This window comes from Nocardiopsis deserti, assembly GCF_008638355.1.
Lineage (GTDB): Bacteria > Actinomycetota > Actinomycetes > Streptosporangiales > Streptosporangiaceae > Nocardiopsis > Nocardiopsis alborubida.
Genome location: NZ_VWVS01000016.1, coordinates 248191 through 263069 on the forward strand (window position 1 = coordinate 248191; position 14879 = coordinate 263069).

Here is a 14879-nt window from a genome sequence, read left to right on the forward strand (position 1 = left end):
CACCCTCCTACTCGTCGCAGTCCTGATCTTCCTGGTCTGCATGTGTACCTGTGTGTATCTGGGGACCAGATGGAACCGCCGCCGCGGTCGCCCCCGCTGGCCCGGACTCACCGTCGACGAGGAGGCCGAGCGGATGCGGTCGCTGCCTCGGGAGGTCCGCCGCGCTGCGGACCGCGCCATACGCCGGAGCGAGGCAGCGGACGATCCGGAGTTCGCCGCGATCGTGTGCCAGCGTGCCCGCGTCCGCCGTCGGGCGGAGGAGAACCCCTGGATTGCGGCGTCCCAGTTCTTCAACATCCTGGTGCTGGTCTGTGTCATGTGCGGACAGGTCGTGCTCGGAACGCTCTCCCACCGCTTCCTCTGGGTTCCCGCCGCGTTCCTGGCGATGGCCGTCCTGCTCCAGCTCTGCCGCTGGTGGATGCTGCGGCGCACCGCCATCGCCGTCGAGCTCAACCTTCCCCTGGCGAAGCGGGACGAGGAGGAGGCCCCGGGATGAGGCCGCCGCGCAGGAGGGCCCTGGTCACGGCGCCACGCGTGTCTTCGGTGCTCCGGTCCCGGACACCGTGCGGCAACGTCCTTCGCCGTTCCCCCGCCCCGGCCTTCCAGGCCCCTTCCCCCGGGTCGGGGTCCGAAGGCTGGATTCCGGGGACGGGCGGGGTCCGGGACGGCGCGGGGCGCCGGTGCCGGACGGTCTCCCGTCGGCACCGGCGCCCCGTACGCCTGAGGTCGCTCGGCCGTCTAGGCCTGCACCTGGAGGTCGATGACCTTGCCCACCTCGGCCTGCACCGTGTACTCGCCGGTGAAACCCTTCGAGGCGAGCACGCGCACCTTCCAGGAGCCGTCGGCGGCGAAGAAGCGGAACGTGCCCTCCTCGCCGGTGGCCACCTCTCCGACGAAGTCGTCGGAGTCGTTCAGCAGGCGGGCGTAGGCCCCGCTCAGCGGCTGTCCGTCACGGGTGACCGTGCCCTGGATGACCGCCTGGTTCCCGGCGTCGACGTCGGCGAGGGCGACCCCGCCGACCGGCGCTCCGCAGCTGTCGCTCACTTGGCCTCGGCCTCCCCCAGCTCGACCGGGACGCCCACGAGGGAGCCGTACTCGGTCCACGAGCCGTCGTAGTTCTTGACGTTCTCCAGGCCCAGGATCTCGTGCAGGGCGAACCAGGTGTGCGAGGAGCGCTCGCCGATCCGGCAGTAGGCGATGATGTCCTTGTCCAGGTCCACGCCCGCGTCGGTGTAGAGCTCGCGCAGCTCGTCGGCGGTCTTGAAGGTGCCGTCCTCGTTGGCCGTCTTGGCCCACGGGATGTTGCGCGCGGTCGGGATGTGGCCCGGGCGCTGCGAGGTCTCCTGCGGCAGGTGCGCGGGAGCGAGCAGCTTGCCGGTGAACTCGTCGGGCGAGCGCACGTCGACCAGGTCCTTGGCGCCGATGGCCTGCACGACCTCGTCGCGGAAGGCGCGGATGGAGGCGTCCTGCTCCTGGGCGGTGTACTGGGTGGCGGCCCGCTCGGGGACCTCCTTGACGAGCTCGCGGGAGTCGAGCTCCCACTTCTTGCGGCCGCCGTCCAGCAGGCGGACGTTGGTGTGGCCGTAGAGCTTGAAGTACCAGTACGCGTAGGCGGCGAACCAGTTGTTGTTGCCGCCGTACAGGATGACCTGGTCGTCGTTGCCGATGCCCTTGGCGGACAGCAGCTTCTCGAAACCGGTGCGGTCCACGAAGTCGCGGCGGACCGGGTCCTGGAGGTCCGTCTTCCAGTCGATCTTGACGGCGCCGGGGATGTGGCCCTTGTCGTAGGCGGACGTGTCCTCGTCGACCTCGACCAGGACCACGTCGGCGTCGTCCAGGTGAGCCTCCACCCAGTCGGCGTCCACGAGGACGTCGGAGCGGCTCATGGGGAACCTCCTGTGTTTCTTGTGCGGTGTCGTGTGTGCCGGTCGGTGCTCCCGGGGGCTGCCGTCCCGGAAGCGGGGGATGTCGAAGGTCTGCGGGGCGGTGCGGGGCTCCCGGTTCCGGCGCGGGCCGGGGTCGCCGGACGTGCTCCGAGGGGTCGGGGCACGCCGGGTCCCGGGCGTACGGGGACAGCGGACAGCGGGCCGCGGAGCGGGCGTCGGACCGTCCGGACCACCGTGTCAGCGCAGCGCGGAGAACGGCGGCCGTGGACGCGCAGGTCAGCGGCTGCCGGGGCTCCGGCTGGCACGGAAGTGGTCAGGGCAGGCGCGAGGCACTGCCCGTGAGGGTCGACCCGCATGTGTGCTGTCCCCAGATGCGTACACGGAAAACGAGAACCAGTCGCACGGAGGGGGCGTGGGCTCCGGGGCCCGTCCGCCCTAGGGACACAGACAGAGCGCGGCGGCGACGCGGCAGAAGTCCACTGCCCGTCGCTTCGTCAGATACGCGCTCGTCAAGGAGGTCACACCGAAGACGCTACAGGCCCCGTTACGTGTTTGTCACTGGTGGGCTGGATCACAAAGAAGTTGTCCGCGCCGGTGGGGCGCCCCCGCGGGGAGGCGGTTCAGGAGACCGCCGCGCCGAGCGCGGCGATCACGTCCGCCTTGCGCGGCTGGCCCGCCGCCCGGCGCACCACGCGGCCGGAGGCGTCCAGGACCAGGACGGTGGGGGTGGCCGTGACGTCCAGGCGCCGGACGAGGTCGAGGCGGGACTCGGCGTCCACCTCCACGTGCGCGACGCCGCCGACCATGGCCGCGACCTCGTCGAGGACGCGCCGGGTGGCCCGGCAGGGCTGGCAGAAGGCGGTGGAGAACTGCACGAGGGTGGCCCGTTCCCCCAGCGGGGCACCGACCTCCTCCGCGGTGAGCACGTCGCCCGCCGCGTCCGCGTCCTGTCGCGCCATGGCGCTTCCCCTCCTCTGCGTGGCCTCTTCTCCGGTTCCCCGGCTGTTGCTCCCGGTGCGCCGACCGCCGCCGACCGGCACAGGCCGGAACGGCACCGCCGCTGGACGGCCGGGGCGGGTGTCAGACCGCGTCGGCGCCCATCAGCGGAACGTCCGAGCCGGTACCGGTGACCCGCAGGCCGCTGGGGGTGGTCTCCATCTCGGTGACGGTCAGGCCGAACGGCAGCTGCGGGGCCTGGGCGCTGAAGGTGAGCATGGTCGCGGCCATGCCGCCGAGGTCGACGGGGGCGTCGCCCACCTGGACGTCGACGGGGGTGACGGTCACGGTGTCGCCCTCGACGGTGAACTCCCCGCCCGCGTTGACGGAGGTGCTGATGCCGAACTCGGGGAACGCCAGCTCACCGGTGATGCGGGGCTCGCCGCCCTCGGTCGTGATGGTGATGCCCTCGGGGAGGTAGGCGTTGAAGAAGGAGTAGGGGACGGTGAAGGAGCCGTCCAGCTGCCCCGCCACCACGGTCGGCTGGTTGAGCAGGTCGGCGGGGGGCGCGTCGACCTCGGTGGCGGTGACGTCGATCTGCTCGACGGTGATGCTGTCCATGGTGGCCGAGGCCGCGGTGATGTTGACCTCGGAGTAGGTGCCGCCGAGGGCCTGGGGCAGGAAGGCCCAGCCCTCGATGGACACCTCCGGCTCCTCGGCCATCTGGAGCCGCTGGGCCAGCTGGCTCGCGACCATGTTCTGCGCGAAGCTGCGTGCCCCGATGTCGGCCGCAACCACGGCGACCGCCAGGAGGATCAGGAGAACGACGAGAAACTTACGCATCGGAGATCCCAGCACACTTTCTTTCGTTCCGGCGCGCTCTCGGCTGGGTCGTCCCGCCGGTCGTGGTCACACGCCATCGGCGCCCGACGGGCGCCGGTCATGGAAACCTGTCGGAAGGTTACTTCACCACAGGTTGGACGCCCGGGGCCTTCCACCGGTTTGTCCCACGTGGACAAATAAACCGGTTCGAGACATCTCGCGGGGCGTAACGGGGCTCGACAGCCCCGTCAGCGGGCCTTCCAGGCCCTGCTCAGTGGGGCATCAGCATGGCTGCGAGGCCGTCGCTGGCCGCCGCGCCCGCGAGGGAGAGTTCAATCACGTTGGTGGCGACCACGTGCTGGGGGCTGAGACGGGCGAACTCCAGGACGTGCGGCTGCTGCTCGTGCTCCTCCTGTGCCAGTTCGTCGCGGTACATCGCGTAGACGATGCGCTGGAGCGGCGCGCTGGGCACCGTGTGGCAGGCGAACAGCAGGGTGTCCGGCTCGCTGTGGGAGACCTGGGCGACGAGGGCGTCGGCGATGCGGTCGAAGCCCGGGCCCTGGCGGTCGGCGAGCGTGTAGATGGTGATGACGCCGCGGAGCTTGCTGGGCGGCGCCTGGCGGACCGGCGGACCGTCGTAGTAGTCGTCGTAGGGGTCGGCTTGGCGACGCTTGCGGCGCACGGGCTCCTCCGGGAGTTCGTCGTCGGGGTCCGCGCCCCCGTCGTCGTAGTCGTCGTAGTAGTCGTCATCGTCGTCGTAGGGGTCGCGGCGCGGGCGCGCGGCCATGGCGACGGCTCCCCACAGCGCGGCGACGGCGCCGAGCATCAGCAGCGGTCCCCCGAAGCCGAGGCCGAAGCGGCCGACCACGACGGAGAGCAGCGCGGCCAGGCTGACCAGCCCCAGCACCGACAGGTCGGTGCGTCGGTGGTCGGAGGTGCGCCTGGCGACCGCGACGAGCGCCGTGACGAGGAAGACCGCGACGAGGACCTGCGCGATGTTGACGAGCGAGCGCGGGATGAGGTCGTAGTGGTCGCCCATGGCGGGGTAGGAGGCGTCGAAACGGGTGCTCACCCGGTCGACGGACAGCACCACCAGGGGGACGATGGTGAACGCGCTGAGGAACAGCCGTGAGGTGAACCGGCCGCGGGGCGAGCGGACGCCGTACTCCAGTGCGCCCCAGGCCATGTAGAGCGGGCCCAGGAGGCTGATGCCGATATGCAGCAGCCGGAAGGTGAGCCCGCCGAAGTCGAACATCGCGCCGATCACGGCCGCGCTGAGGCCGACCGTCGTACCCAGTGCGGCGACGAGCCATCCGACCGTGGCCACACTGGGACGGCGCTGGGCGTACGCGGCGAGCGCGGCGGTGGCGCTCCAGCCCACCAACGCGCTTATGAATGCCAGTCCTACCGTCACCATCCCGACAATGATGCTGCACGTTAGCGGGTGGATGTGCACTCGGTGCAGATTTGGGTGGGCAGTGCGGGCGACGATCCCGCAGAGTGGAGGCCACAACGGGGATTTACACTGTGACCTTCATCACCAGGTTTGCCGCCGCATCCCAGGGGCCCCACCCTGCCCGCGGGTGGCCGTAGGCTCGCACTACGCGGGGAGCGCCGCCCCGACACCCGGAAGGGCCGTTTCCCCCACCCAAGCCAGGAGAGAACCGTGTCACACGACGCCGTGTCCCCGAACGCGCGCGGGGCCGCCTTCTTCGACGTGGACAACACCCTGATGCGGGGTGCGTCGATCTACCACTTCGCCCGGGGCCTGGCCTCCCGGGACCTGTTCACCACCCGCGACCTGATGCGGTTCGCGTGGGGGCAGACGGTGTTCCGGGTGACCGGCAGCGAGCAGCCCGAGCACATCAACGCCGCGCGCGAGGCCGCGCTGGCGTTCGTGGCCGGACACGACGTGAACGACCTGGTCGCGCTCTGCGAGGAGATCTACGACGACACCATGGCCGACCGGATCTGGGAGGGCACCCGGGCGCTCGTCCAGGGGCACCTGGACGCGGGGCGGCCGGTGTGGCTGGTGACCGCGACGCCGGTGGAGCTGGCCCAGATCATCCGGCGGCGGCTGGGGCTGACCGGCGCGCTGGGCACCGAGGCCGAGTGCGTCGACGGGGTGTACACGGGGCGGTTGAACGGGGACCTGCTGCACGGCCCGGCCAAGGCCGTGGCGGTGCGCGCCCTCGCCCACAGGGAGGGGTGGGACCTGGCGTCCTGCTCCGCCTACAGCGACTCCTCCAACGACCTGCCGCTGCTGTCCCTGGTGGGGCGCCCGCACGCGGTCAACCCGGACACCGACCTGCGCAGGTACGCCCGCACGCACGGGTGGCCGGTGCACGACTTCCGGCGGCACCGGAACGCGCTGCGCGTGGCCGTCCCGGCGGCCGTGGGCGCCGTCGCCGGTGCCGTGGCGCTGCACGCGGTCAGACAGAGACGGACCGGCTGAGCCGGGCGGGAAGAGCTGGACTCCGGGCACGAGCGGCCTGCGCCGGGTGGACTGGACCGGGCGGACCGGCTGGACCGGACCCCGGTTGTCCCGGTCACGGGAAGCGGACCGGCCGGGCCGGAAGAGCCAGGGACCGGGGCCGACCAGGCTGAGCCGCTCGGCCCGGAACCCGGAGGCGGGCGGGCCCGTACGGGCGGGGCCGGCCACCGCAAGGACCGCCGCACGGCGGCGGGCGCGAGGCCGGAGTCGTCCACAGGTCACACGGGGGCGTGGCGCTGACGGGCGGCCGCCTGGTGGAATGGATCAAGGGGGCCCAGGGGCCCGAAACACTTCATGATGCCCACAACGCCCTCAGACGCACTTTCCGGGCGTTTCGGGCCGTCGGCCGCACAGGGGCCGACCGGAGGGCCCTCAGCGCCCCAGCGTGGCCCTGGCGAGGGCGAGCACGTGGACGGGCCGAAGACCGCCTCCGCGCGAGGACGTACCACGGCGGCTGCCCGCGTAGGTCTCGAAGGCCTCCGCCGAACTGTAGGCGGGCGACCAGCCCAGCACCCGCTCCAGGGAGTCGGTGTGCATGCCCGAGGTGGTGAGGCCAGCGCTCACGGCGCGAGCGGTGCTGGAGCTCGCGTAGTCGATCCGGCCGTGCCTGGCCAGGCCGCGCAGTACCCGCAGGCCGCGCGCCGGGACGGGGAGCCGCTGGCCGCCGACGCGGCGCAGGCAGTGCGAGAGGCGGACCGAGTCCTCGCCCGCCACGTCGAAGAACCCGGTGCCGTCGCTGAGCGCCATGCGCACCAGCGCCTCGGCGCCGTCGTCCTCGTGCAGGAACTGCACGTCGGGGTCGCTGCCGAGCACGGTGGGCACGAACCGCGAGTCCAGGTAGCGCGTGAGCGGAGTGCTCACGGAGGGGCCGATGAGGTTGGCGAACCGCAGGACGGCCACCGACAGGTCGGGGCGGCGGCGCTGGAGGCCGCGGGTGTGCTGCTCGACCTCGGCCGCGTCGTCGGCGTCCAGGGTGGCGCTGGACCGCACCACCAGGCGCCGGACGGTGGTGGAGCGCTGGGCCGCGCCGAGCACCCGCATGGTGCCCAGGACGTTGTCCTCGCGGTTGGGACGGCCCACGGTGTCCAGGCCCAGGTGCAGGACGAGCTCGGCGCCGGAGTCGGCGACGATCCTGTCCAGGCTTCCGTCGTGCAGGTCGACATGGGCGTACTCGACCCCCGGCGCGTCCGCGGGCGGCGAGGAGTCCGCACCGATCACCCGGCGGACACCGGGCTCCTCGCTCAGGGTCTGCGCGACCCTGGCGGCCAGGGGTGTGGAAACCCCGGTGACGAGTACGACACGAACCATGGCGACACGTTCCTTGGGAGGAGACGGGAGCTGTTCCGGCAGGCCCGCGGACCGTTCACCTCAAGGGTGAACCGGCGACCGCGACCCGTGAGGCACAACAGCGCCTCACCCAGAAAATTCCATTGCCGCGGCAAAGGCCGAGCAAGGACGGCGGCGTCTCCGCGTCCGGGCGTGCCTGGAGCGCGCCCGCGCCCGCGGAGAGACGACGTTCGCCGCTACCGGTCCTACTTCTTGTTGCGACGCGCGACACGCGTGCGCTTGAGCAGCTTGCGGTGCTTCTTCTTCGCCATCCGCTTGCGGCGCTTCTTGATGACGGAACCCATGGGATCACCTTCTCGCTGACGGAGGTTACGGACATGCCGCACCGCTGGGCGGTGGAAACCGGCAAGGGGTTCGGATGCGGTCACCGGAGCCGTTCGGACACCGGCGTGCCCGGGGCCCGGAGCGGCCGGCGCGACCGGGGTGGTGTCCCCCGGGTCCGGCGCTGAGAGCGCGCACCTACCGCACCCGAAGGCCCAGCTTACCGTTACGGGTGCGCGCTCCGGGTCACGCCCCGGGAAGTGCGGGCTCGTCCTTGTACAGGACGGCGGCGGGCTCCGCGTAGCTGACGCTGGTCAGCCGCTGGTCGCTGAAGGTCAGCGACGTCACGCTCGCCAGGTTGCACTCGCGCAGGTCGGGACGGTGCCAGAGGCGTTTGCCCTCGGCCGCGCGGCGGGTCATCCAGATCGGCAGCTGGTGGCTGACGCACACGGCCTCGCGGCCCCACGCCGCCCGGCGGGCGATCTTGACGACCTCCACCATGCGGGCGACGATCTCGGAGTAGGGCTCGCCCCAGGACGGCAGGAACGGGTTGTACACCCGGCTGAACACGCGGGGGTCGCGCACCGACCGCCGCGAAAGGCTCATGCCCTCGAACTTGTTGGCCGCCTCGACGAGCCGGTCGTCCAGGGTGACGGACAGGTCCGTCGCCTTCTGGAGGGGCACGGCGGTCTCCTGGGTGCGGTCCAGCGGCGAGGAGAACAGCGCCGCGATGTCGTGGCCCTCGAACCACTCCGCGGCCATCTCCGCCATCTGCTGGCCCCGGTCGCTGAGGTGGAAGCCGGGGAGCCTTCCGTAGAGCACCTTGCCTGGGTTGTACACCTCTCCGTGTCGCAGCAGGTGCACGACGGTGGTCGTCGTCATCGTGTGTGTCTTTCGTTCGGGGTCGTGGGCGTCGGGGCTGTACCGGCCCTGGGCGTCAGCCCTGGGCCTCGGCCGCGGCGCGGGCCGCCCTGGGCAGCGCCGAGACCACCCGGTCCACGGCGGCGGCGTCGTGCGCGGCGGAGAAGAACCAGGCCTCGAAGGCCGCGGGCGGCAGGTACACGCCCTGGTCGAGCATGGCGTGGAAGAACGCGGAGAAGACCGCGGTGTCGGTGGTGCGCGCGGTGTCGAAGTCGACCGCCTCCTGGTCGGTGAAGAACACCGTGAAGAGGTTGCCGCCGTTCTGGATCCGGTGGACGACCCCGGCCTCGCCGAGCGCGTTGGAGACCTCGGCCGAGACCTGGGCGGAGACCTCGTCGATGCGGGCGTAGACCTCGGGGGTGGCGCCCCGCAGCGTGGCCAGTCCGGCGGCGGTGGCCAGCGGGTTCCCGGACAGGGTGCCCGCCTGGTAGACGGGGCCGTCGGGAGCGAGGCGGTCCATGATCTCGGCACGGCCGCCGAACGCGGCGGCGGGCAGGCCGCCGCCCATGACCTTGCCGAAGGTCATGAGGTCGGGGGCGACCCCCTCCAGGCCGAACCAGCCAGAGGCGCTGACGCGGAAGCCGGTGAGGACCTCGTCGAGGATGAGGAGGGCGCCGTTGGCGTGCGCGATCTCCTTGATCCGGGCATTGAACCCGTCCCGGGGCGCGACGACGCCCATGTTGGCGGGGCAGGCCTCGGCGATCACGCAGGCGATCTCGTCGCCGTGCTCGGCGAAGGCGCGCTCGACCGCCCCGGGGTCGTTGTAGGGCAGCACGAGGGTGTCGGCGGCGCTGGCCCCGGTCACTCCCGGGGAGTCGGGCAGGGCGAAGGTGGCCAGGCCCGAACCGGCGGAGGCCAGGAGGGCGTCGACGTGGCCGTGGTAGTTGCCCGCGAACTTGACGACCTTGCTGCGTCCGGTGAAGCCGCGCGCGAGGCGGATCGCGGACATGGTGGCCTCGGTGCCGGAGTTGACGAGGCGGACCTTCTCCACGGGGGTGCGTCCGACGATCAGCTCGGCCAGCTCGACCTCGCCGGGGGTCGGCGCGCCGTAGGAGGTCCCGGCGTCGACCGCGCCGTGGAGGGCCTCGACGACGGCGGGGGCCGCGTGGCCGAGGACCAGCGGTCCCCACGAGCAGACCAGGTCGACGTACTGGCGGCCGTCGGCGTCGGTGAGGTAGGGGCCCTCACCCTTGACGAAGAAGGGCGGGGTTCCGCCGACGGCGCCGAAGGCGCGGACGGGGGAGTTCACGCCGCCGGGCACGACCGCGGAGGCACGCTGGAAAAGCTCTGCTGAAGTCTGTTGAGTACCCACCTCACCAGTGTGTCAGCTGTGTCCGGTACCGGGACCATGACCCGCCCCGCGTCGGCCGGGGTCCCGGCGTCGGGCACGTACACGTGCGTCTCGCGGCGGTCGGGATTCCCGGCTGGTCGGGCACGCGTGTGTCCCGTCCTTATGCCCGACCAGCGGCAGGAGGAGGCCGAGGCCCACGCACGCGTGTGCCCCGACCTCGGAGAACGGGGGCGGGGCACACGGGTCCGCTCAGTTCCGGGTGGCGTAGCCGTCCCGGGCTGAGGCGCTGGCGTCGGGCAGGGGCGGCGCGGTCGTGTCGGGGGTGTCCGGAGCGTCCGGGCCGTCCGGCCGCCCGGCGCGTACCAGCGGGCGCAGGCGGTCGTTGCGGGCGAGCAGCTCCACGAGGGCGGTCATCGGGCGGGACGCGGCGAGGGAGACCAGGGCCGCGACGGTGGCGCCGACGAGGAGTCCGACGGTGACGTCGTGGGGGTAGTGGGCTCCGACGAAGACCCGGGAGAAGGCCTCCAGGACCGCGAACAGCACAGCGATGACGGCGATGCGGCGCCAGGCCAGGATGAGCGCCGCGGCGGCGGCGCCCGCGATCGCGGCGTGGTTGCTCGGGAAGGACCAGTCGCCGAGCGGGTCGCAGGTGGCGATCGTGGTCAGGTCGGTCATCGCCTGGCAGGGGCGCATCTGCTCGAAGAACGACTTCACCGTGCGGCTGACCGCGTAGGCGACGACGGTGGCGACGGGAGCGAACAGGGCCAGGCCGACCAGGCGGGAGTCCAGGGAGCGGGCGCGCCACCATGCGGCGAGGAAGAGGACGGCGAACACGCCGAGGAAGAGGTCGGTGCCCACGTAGGCGGCGCTCCGCACCCAGGGGTCCAGGTCCGCCGTGAACCCGATCAGGGCCCGGGACCAGGCGGCGCTGACGGCGAGGATCTCAGAGACCATCTCTCTCCATTGGGTCGGTCAGGGGGAAGGGTCGCGCGCAGGGGGGAAGGATCTGGGCGACATTCCGTCCAAAGGTGACGGGAATCCCACGCTTCGGTGACAGGAAAGGCTTCATCCTGTCATCAACCGGGACTTCTCGGACCCGCGAAACAGCCGTATCGACGAAAGAGACGGACGGCACCGACTAAGGAGTCGCCGTGCCGCCCGAAAGACCCGGTGTACCCGCGAGTAGCTTGGGGGCGACCACCCTCCCGGCGGCGCCCGTTCGCCTTTCCGAGAAGGAGCCCTGATGACCTCGAACTTCTCCACGGCCGACCTCGTCGACGACCACGGCGACACCCTGCGCAGCTGCTCCACGCAGTTCCGTCAGTTCGGGGGGCGCGCGGTGTTCTCCGGCCGGATCCGCACGGTCCGGTGCCATGAGGACAACGGCCTGGTCAAGCAGGTCCTCAACACCCCGGGCGACGGTGCGGTCCTGGTGGTGGACGGCGGCGGCTCGCTGCGTTCGGCCCTGATGGGCGACATGATCGCCGAGGCTGCCGTGGCCAACGGCTGGGCCGGAACCGTGATCTTCGGCGCGGTCCGCGACACCCGCGCCCTGGGCGGGCTGGACCTGGGCGTGAAGGCTCTGGGCTCCAACCCCCGCAAGTCCCTCAAGGACGCCGCCGGCCGGCTGGACGTGCCCGTGACCTTCGGCGACGTCACGTTCGTGCCGGGCGAGTGGCTGTACAGCGACGAGGACGGCGTGGTGGTGAACGCTGAGGAGATCCGGCTCTGACACCGGGGAGACACGGAGGCGAACGGAGGAGGTCGCGGGGGTGACCTCGTCCCGCCCCCGGCACCTCCTCCTGGCGGGTCCCAGGTTCTGCCCGGCGGTTTCCGAGCCCTTCCTCCCGCGCCGCCCCTCGGGGCACGAGGAGGCGCCCCGGCTGTCGGAACGCGAGGAGGAGGTGGCGCGTCTCGTCGGCACGGGCGCCACCAACCGGGAGGTCGCACGGGCCCTGTTCATCACCGAGGGCACCGCCAAGAACCACGTCACGAGCATCCTGCGCAAGCTCGGGCTGCGCGACCGCACCCGGCTCGCCCTGTGGGTACGGGAGCGCCGGGACGGCTGAGGGACCTCCTCGAACGCCGGACGGACCCGGTCCTGCGGAGGGTCCTCCGACGCGCGCGTCGGGCGCGGCCCCCAGCGTTGGGCGCCCCTCGCGAGCGCGGCAGGGCGCCGGAGCGCTGTCCGCGCTCGCCCTCCGGTGAAGCGATCGGCGGTCCGGCCATGACCCCGCCCCCAGAACCGGTATAGTATGGCCGGTATAGTTATTGGTTGCGTGAGAGGCCGCCGCATGATCGAGATCCTGAAACCCGCCGAACTGGCCCGAGCCAAGGACGCGGGCGCCCTGGTCGCCCGCATCCTCCGGACGGCACGGAACCGCACCACGGTCGGCACCAACCTCCTGGACATCGACCGGTGGGCCCGGGAGATGATCGCCGAGGCCGGAGCGCAGTCCTGCTACGTCGACTACGCGCCGTCCTTCGGGCGCGGGCCGTTCGGCCACTACATCTGCACGGCCGTCAACGACGCCGTGCTCCACGGACTGCCCCACGACTACGCACTCGCCGACGGCGACCTGCTCACACTCGACCTCGCCGTCTCCCTGGACGGGGTCGCCGCGGACTCCGCCATCAGCTTCGTCGTGGGCGGGTCGAGGCCCGCGGAGAGCGTCGCGATGATCCGCGCGACCGAACGCGCGCTGGACGCGGGGATCGCCGCCGCCCGGCCCGGCGCCCGCGTCGGCGACATCTCCCACGCCATCGGCTCGGTCCTCAGCGCGGCGGGGTACCCGATCAACACCGAGTTCGGCGGTCACGGCATCGGGTCGACGATGCACCAGGACCCGCACGTGGCCAACACCGGGCAGCCCGGCCGCGGCTACAAGCTGCGCCCCGGACTGCTGCTCGCCCTGGAGCCGTGGGTCATGGCGGACACCGACGAGCTGGTCACCGACGCCGACGGGTGGACGCTGCGCAGCGCGACGGGCTGCCGGACGGCGCACAGCGAGCACACGATCGCCATCACCGACGAGGGAGCCGAGATCCTCACCCTGCCCAGGTGACCGTCCGGCCGCCGCCCGCGCGCCTGACCGGTACCGCCCCCGGTACGCCCCGGGGGTCGGTCAGGCGGAGAACTCCTCGCTCGCGTCGGCGAGGATGTCGAGCACCACGATCGGGTCGGGCAGCACCACGGCCCCGTCCGCCGCGCGCGGCGGACGGATCCAGGTGACGCGGTCGCCGGAGGGCAGCAGCGAGGGGGCGCCGAGCACGAAGCTGTCCCGGCAGTGCCAGCGCAGCCCCGGCATCTCCTCCACGGCCTCGGGTACGCAGTCCAGGTGGCAGGACCACCACTCGTCCTCGTCCACCGGCGAGCGGGTGGCCACGAAGAACAGGTAGCGCGAGGACTCCACCGCCGCGACCGGGCCCGCGGGGACGCCCGAGCGGCCCATGCGCGCCAGCGCCATCACACCCGCCTCGCGGGGGACGTCGAACACGTCGAAGACCCGGCCGGTGGGCAGGATGATGTTCGCGTCGGGGGCGGCCGTCCACCACCGCCGGATGGTGGCGGTGTCGGTGCTGGCCTCCACGCCCCAGGCCATCGTCTCCGGGTGCGCCGCAGGGTCCGGACAGCCCATCCGGTCGCAGCTGCACGCGCGGTCCTGCCCGGGCGAGGTGCCGCGCGCCACCGGCCAGCCCAGCTCGGCGTAGCCCAGAGCGGCGTCCAGCATGCTGTCCGCCGCATGGCGGCGCTTACGTCGGTACAGAACCTCGGCCATGGAGCCTCCCCGGTGTTCGCTCGTGTTCCAGGCGCGGCCTCGCCGTGGGAGGCCCGGCGCCCGGAGACCGCGACCGGGGCGAGGGGCCTGGTCGCGCTACCGGAGCAGGCGGGCGGCCTCGGTCGCCCAGTAGGTGAGGATCTGCTCGGCCCCCGCCCTCCGGTAGGAGGTCAGTGTCTCCGTGATGGCCCGCTCGCGGTCGATCCAACCCCGCTCCGCGGCCGCCTCGACCATCGCGTACTCGCCGCTGACCTGGTAGGCCGACACGGGGACCGGGGAGGCCTCGGCCACCTTGGCCACGATGTCGAGGTAGGCCAGGCCGGGTTTGACCATCACCATGTCCGCGCCCTCGGCGACGTCCAGGGCCACCTCGCGCAGCGCCTCGCGCGCGTTGGCGGGGTCCTGCTGGTAGCCGGAGCGGTCGCCGAACTGCGGCGCGCCCTCCGCGGCCTCGCGGAAGGGGCCGTAGAACGCCGACGCGTACTTGGCGGCGTAGGCCAGGATCGGCACCTGGCCGTGCCCGGTGCGGTCCAGCCCGGCGCGGATCGCCGCGACCTGGCCGTCCATCATGCCGCTGGGCGCCACCACGGCGGCGCCCGCCTCGGCCTGGGCGGCGGCGACGGACGCGTACCGCTCCAGGGTGAGGTCGTTGTCGACGTGCCCGTCGACCTCCAGCGGGCCGCAGTGGCCGTGGTCGGTGTACTCGCACAGGCACAGGTCGGCCATCACCACGAGGGCGTCGCCGACCTCGGCGGACAGGTCGCGCAGGGCGGCCTGGACGATCCCCTCGGGGTCGTCGGCGGCCGAGCCGTGCGCGTCCTTGTGCGCGGGGATGCCGAACAGCATCACCCCGCCGACCCCGGCGGCGGCCGCCTCGTGGGCCGCCTTGCGCAGGCTGTCACGCGTGTGCTGCACCTGGCCGGGCATCGAGGAGATGGCCACCGGCTCGGTGATGCCCTCCTTGACGAACATCGGCAGGACGAGGTTCTCGGGGCGGACCCGGGTCTCGGCGACCAGACGGCGCAGCGCCGGTCCGCGGCGCAGGCGGCGCGGCCGGACCACGGGGAAGGCGGCGTCGTTGCTGGAGGCGTTCATCACGGGGCTCCCGGGGAAGGTTCGTGCGTCGGTGGCGGTGTGGTCTC

General features: G+C 72.4%; 17 protein-coding genes and 1 pseudogene. 5 read left to right on the plus strand and 13 right to left on the minus strand.

Annotated features, from left to right (window positions below; genetic code table 11):
• The first annotated feature begins 133 nt into the window (after positions 1 to 133).
• A complete protein-coding gene (locus FYW99_RS22540) occupies positions 134 to 496 on the plus strand; it encodes a hypothetical protein (protein WP_150254019.1) in 363 nt (120 codons plus the stop codon).
• Between the two features lie 242 nt (positions 497 to 738).
• Here FYW99_RS22540 and FYW99_RS22545 read toward each other — a convergent pair whose 3' ends face one another.
• The 6 genes from FYW99_RS22545 to FYW99_RS22565 all read right to left on the minus strand — a co-directional run bounded on the left by FYW99_RS22545 (position 739) and on the right by FYW99_RS22565 (position 5061).
• On the minus strand, positions 739 to 1044 hold the full coding sequence (locus tag FYW99_RS22545; RefSeq protein ID WP_017563751.1) for a DUF1416 domain-containing protein: 306 nt from the start codon (positions 1042 to 1044) through the stop codon (positions 739 to 741).
• Complete coding sequence (locus FYW99_RS22550) at positions 1041 to 1886, minus strand: sulfurtransferase (protein ID WP_061081129.1); 846 nt, start codon at positions 1884 to 1886, stop codon at positions 1041 to 1043. The genes FYW99_RS22545 and FYW99_RS22550 overlap by 4 nt, the downstream gene beginning before the upstream one ends.
• 435 nt (positions 1887 to 2321) lie before the next feature.
• Complete coding sequence (locus FYW99_RS33100; RefSeq protein WP_352983320.1) at positions 2322 to 2408, minus strand: putative leader peptide; 87 nt, start codon at positions 2406 to 2408, stop codon at positions 2322 to 2324.
• A gap of 98 nt (positions 2409 to 2506) precedes the next feature.
• Positions 2507 to 2845: a TlpA family protein disulfide reductase gene (locus tag FYW99_RS22555; protein WP_150254020.1), complete on the minus strand. Its 339-nt coding sequence runs from the start codon at positions 2843 to 2845 to the stop codon at positions 2507 to 2509.
• Between the two features lie 121 nt (positions 2846 to 2966).
• Positions 2967 to 3665 carry an LmeA family phospholipid-binding protein gene (locus FYW99_RS22560; protein WP_150254021.1) on the minus strand — a complete coding sequence of 233 codons (699 nt, stop codon included), beginning with the start codon at positions 3663 to 3665 and terminating at the stop codon, positions 2967 to 2969.
• 250 nt (positions 3666 to 3915) lie between these two features.
• Positions 3916 to 5061 (minus strand): putative quinol monooxygenase, encoded by a 1146-nt coding sequence (locus FYW99_RS22565; RefSeq protein WP_150254022.1) that lies wholly within the window; start codon positions 5059 to 5061, stop codon positions 3916 to 3918.
• Positions 5062 to 5310: 249 nt separating this feature from the next.
• Here FYW99_RS22565 and FYW99_RS22570 point away from each other — a divergent pair, with 249 nt between their 5' ends.
• Positions 5311 to 6099, plus strand: coding sequence for an HAD family hydrolase (locus tag FYW99_RS22570; RefSeq protein ID WP_150254023.1), 789 nt, complete (start codon positions 5311 to 5313; stop codon positions 6097 to 6099).
• A gap of 411 nt (positions 6100 to 6510) precedes the next feature.
• Here FYW99_RS22570 and FYW99_RS22575 read toward each other — a convergent pair whose 3' ends face one another.
• The 5 genes from FYW99_RS22575 to FYW99_RS22595 form a co-directional block, all read right to left on the minus strand.
• A complete protein-coding gene (locus FYW99_RS22575) occupies positions 6511 to 7446 on the minus strand; it encodes an NAD-dependent epimerase/dehydratase family protein (protein ID WP_150254024.1) in 936 nt (311 codons plus the stop codon).
• 224 nt (positions 7447 to 7670) lie between these two features.
• Positions 7671 to 7769 (minus strand): 30S ribosomal protein bS22, encoded by a 99-nt coding sequence (locus FYW99_RS22580; RefSeq protein ID WP_013155353.1) that lies wholly within the window; start codon positions 7767 to 7769, stop codon positions 7671 to 7673.
• Between the two features lie 223 nt (positions 7770 to 7992).
• Positions 7993 to 8628 carry a histidine phosphatase family protein gene (locus FYW99_RS22585; RefSeq protein WP_150254025.1) on the minus strand — a complete coding sequence of 212 codons (636 nt, stop codon included), beginning with the start codon at positions 8626 to 8628 and terminating at the stop codon, positions 7993 to 7995.
• Between the two features lie 55 nt (positions 8629 to 8683).
• Positions 8684 to 9979, minus strand: a complete 1296-nt coding sequence (gene hemL, locus FYW99_RS22590; RefSeq protein ID WP_150254026.1) for a glutamate-1-semialdehyde 2,1-aminomutase — start codon at positions 9977 to 9979, stop codon at positions 8684 to 8686.
• 228 nt (positions 9980 to 10207) lie between these two features.
• The gene (locus tag FYW99_RS22595; protein ID WP_150254027.1) at positions 10208 to 10912 is read right to left on the minus strand and encodes a phosphatase PAP2 family protein; all 705 of its coding nucleotides are present in this window, start codon (positions 10910 to 10912) and stop codon (positions 10208 to 10210) included.
• 289 nt (positions 10913 to 11201) lie between these two features.
• Between FYW99_RS22595 and rraA the strand changes: the two genes are divergently transcribed.
• The 3 genes and pseudogenes from rraA to map all read left to right on the plus strand — a co-directional run bounded on the left by rraA (position 11202) and on the right by map (position 13023).
• Positions 11202 to 11690, plus strand: coding sequence for a ribonuclease E activity regulator RraA (gene rraA, locus FYW99_RS22600; RefSeq protein WP_150254028.1), 489 nt, complete (start codon positions 11202 to 11204; stop codon positions 11688 to 11690).
• A 133-nt stretch (positions 11691 to 11823) separates the two neighbouring features.
• A pseudogene (locus tag FYW99_RS22605) lies at positions 11824 to 12027 on the plus strand (response regulator transcription factor); the annotation flags it as partial.
• Between the two features lie 225 nt (positions 12028 to 12252).
• Positions 12253 to 13023, plus strand: a complete 771-nt coding sequence (map, locus tag FYW99_RS22610) for a type I methionyl aminopeptidase (protein ID WP_150254029.1) — start codon at positions 12253 to 12255, stop codon at positions 13021 to 13023.
• 60 nt (positions 13024 to 13083) lie between these two features.
• Here map and FYW99_RS22615 read toward each other — a convergent pair whose 3' ends face one another.
• Both FYW99_RS22615 and hemB read right to left on the minus strand, forming a co-directional pair.
• Positions 13084 to 13737, minus strand: coding sequence for a bifunctional DNA primase/polymerase (locus tag FYW99_RS22615; RefSeq protein ID WP_150254030.1), 654 nt, complete (start codon positions 13735 to 13737; stop codon positions 13084 to 13086).
• A 96-nt stretch (positions 13738 to 13833) separates the two neighbouring features.
• Positions 13834 to 14832, minus strand: coding sequence for a porphobilinogen synthase (gene hemB / locus FYW99_RS22620; protein WP_150254031.1), 999 nt, complete (start codon positions 14830 to 14832; stop codon positions 13834 to 13836).
• Positions 14833 to 14879 lie beyond the last annotated feature (47 nt).

Bases quoted from the DNA above. Each gene is read 5' to 3' on its own strand.
- FYW99_RS22575 (WP_150254024.1), bottom strand. From the start codon at position 7,446: ATGGTTCGTGTCGTACTCGTCACCGGGGTTTCCACACCCCTGGCCGCC.
- FYW99_RS22615 (WP_150254030.1), bottom strand. From the start codon at position 13,737: ATGGCCGAGGTTCTGTACCGACGTAAGCGCCGCCATGCGGCGGACAGC.
- FYW99_RS22580 (WP_013155353.1), bottom strand. From the start codon at position 7,769: ATGGGTTCCGTCATCAAGAAGCGCCGCAAGCGGATGGCGAAGAAGAAG.
- FYW99_RS22550 (WP_061081129.1), bottom strand. From the start codon at position 1,886: ATGAGCCGCTCCGACGTCCTCGTGGACGCCGACTGGGTGGAGGCTCAC.
- rraA (WP_150254028.1), top strand. From the start codon at position 11,202: ATGACCTCGAACTTCTCCACGGCCGACCTCGTCGACGACCACGGCGAC.
- FYW99_RS22565 (WP_150254022.1), bottom strand. From the start codon at position 5,061: ATGGTGACGGTAGGACTGGCATTCATAAGCGCGTTGGTGGGCTGGAGC.
- FYW99_RS22595 (WP_150254027.1), bottom strand. From the start codon at position 10,912: ATGGTCTCTGAGATCCTCGCCGTCAGCGCCGCCTGGTCCCGGGCCCTG.
- FYW99_RS22560 (WP_150254021.1), bottom strand. From the start codon at position 3,665: ATGCGTAAGTTTCTCGTCGTTCTCCTGATCCTCCTGGCGGTCGCCGTG.
- FYW99_RS22555 (WP_150254020.1), bottom strand. From the start codon at position 2,845: ATGGCGCGACAGGACGCGGACGCGGCGGGCGACGTGCTCACCGCGGAG.
- hemB (WP_150254031.1), bottom strand. From the start codon at position 14,832: ATGAACGCCTCCAGCAACGACGCCGCCTTCCCCGTGGTCCGGCCGCGC.
- map (WP_150254029.1), top strand. From the start codon at position 12,253: ATGATCGAGATCCTGAAACCCGCCGAACTGGCCCGAGCCAAGGACGCG.
- FYW99_RS22585 (WP_150254025.1), bottom strand. From the start codon at position 8,628: ATGACGACGACCACCGTCGTGCACCTGCTGCGACACGGAGAGGTGTAC.
- FYW99_RS22540 (WP_150254019.1), top strand. From the start codon at position 134: ATGCGGTCGCTGCCTCGGGAGGTCCGCCGCGCTGCGGACCGCGCCATA.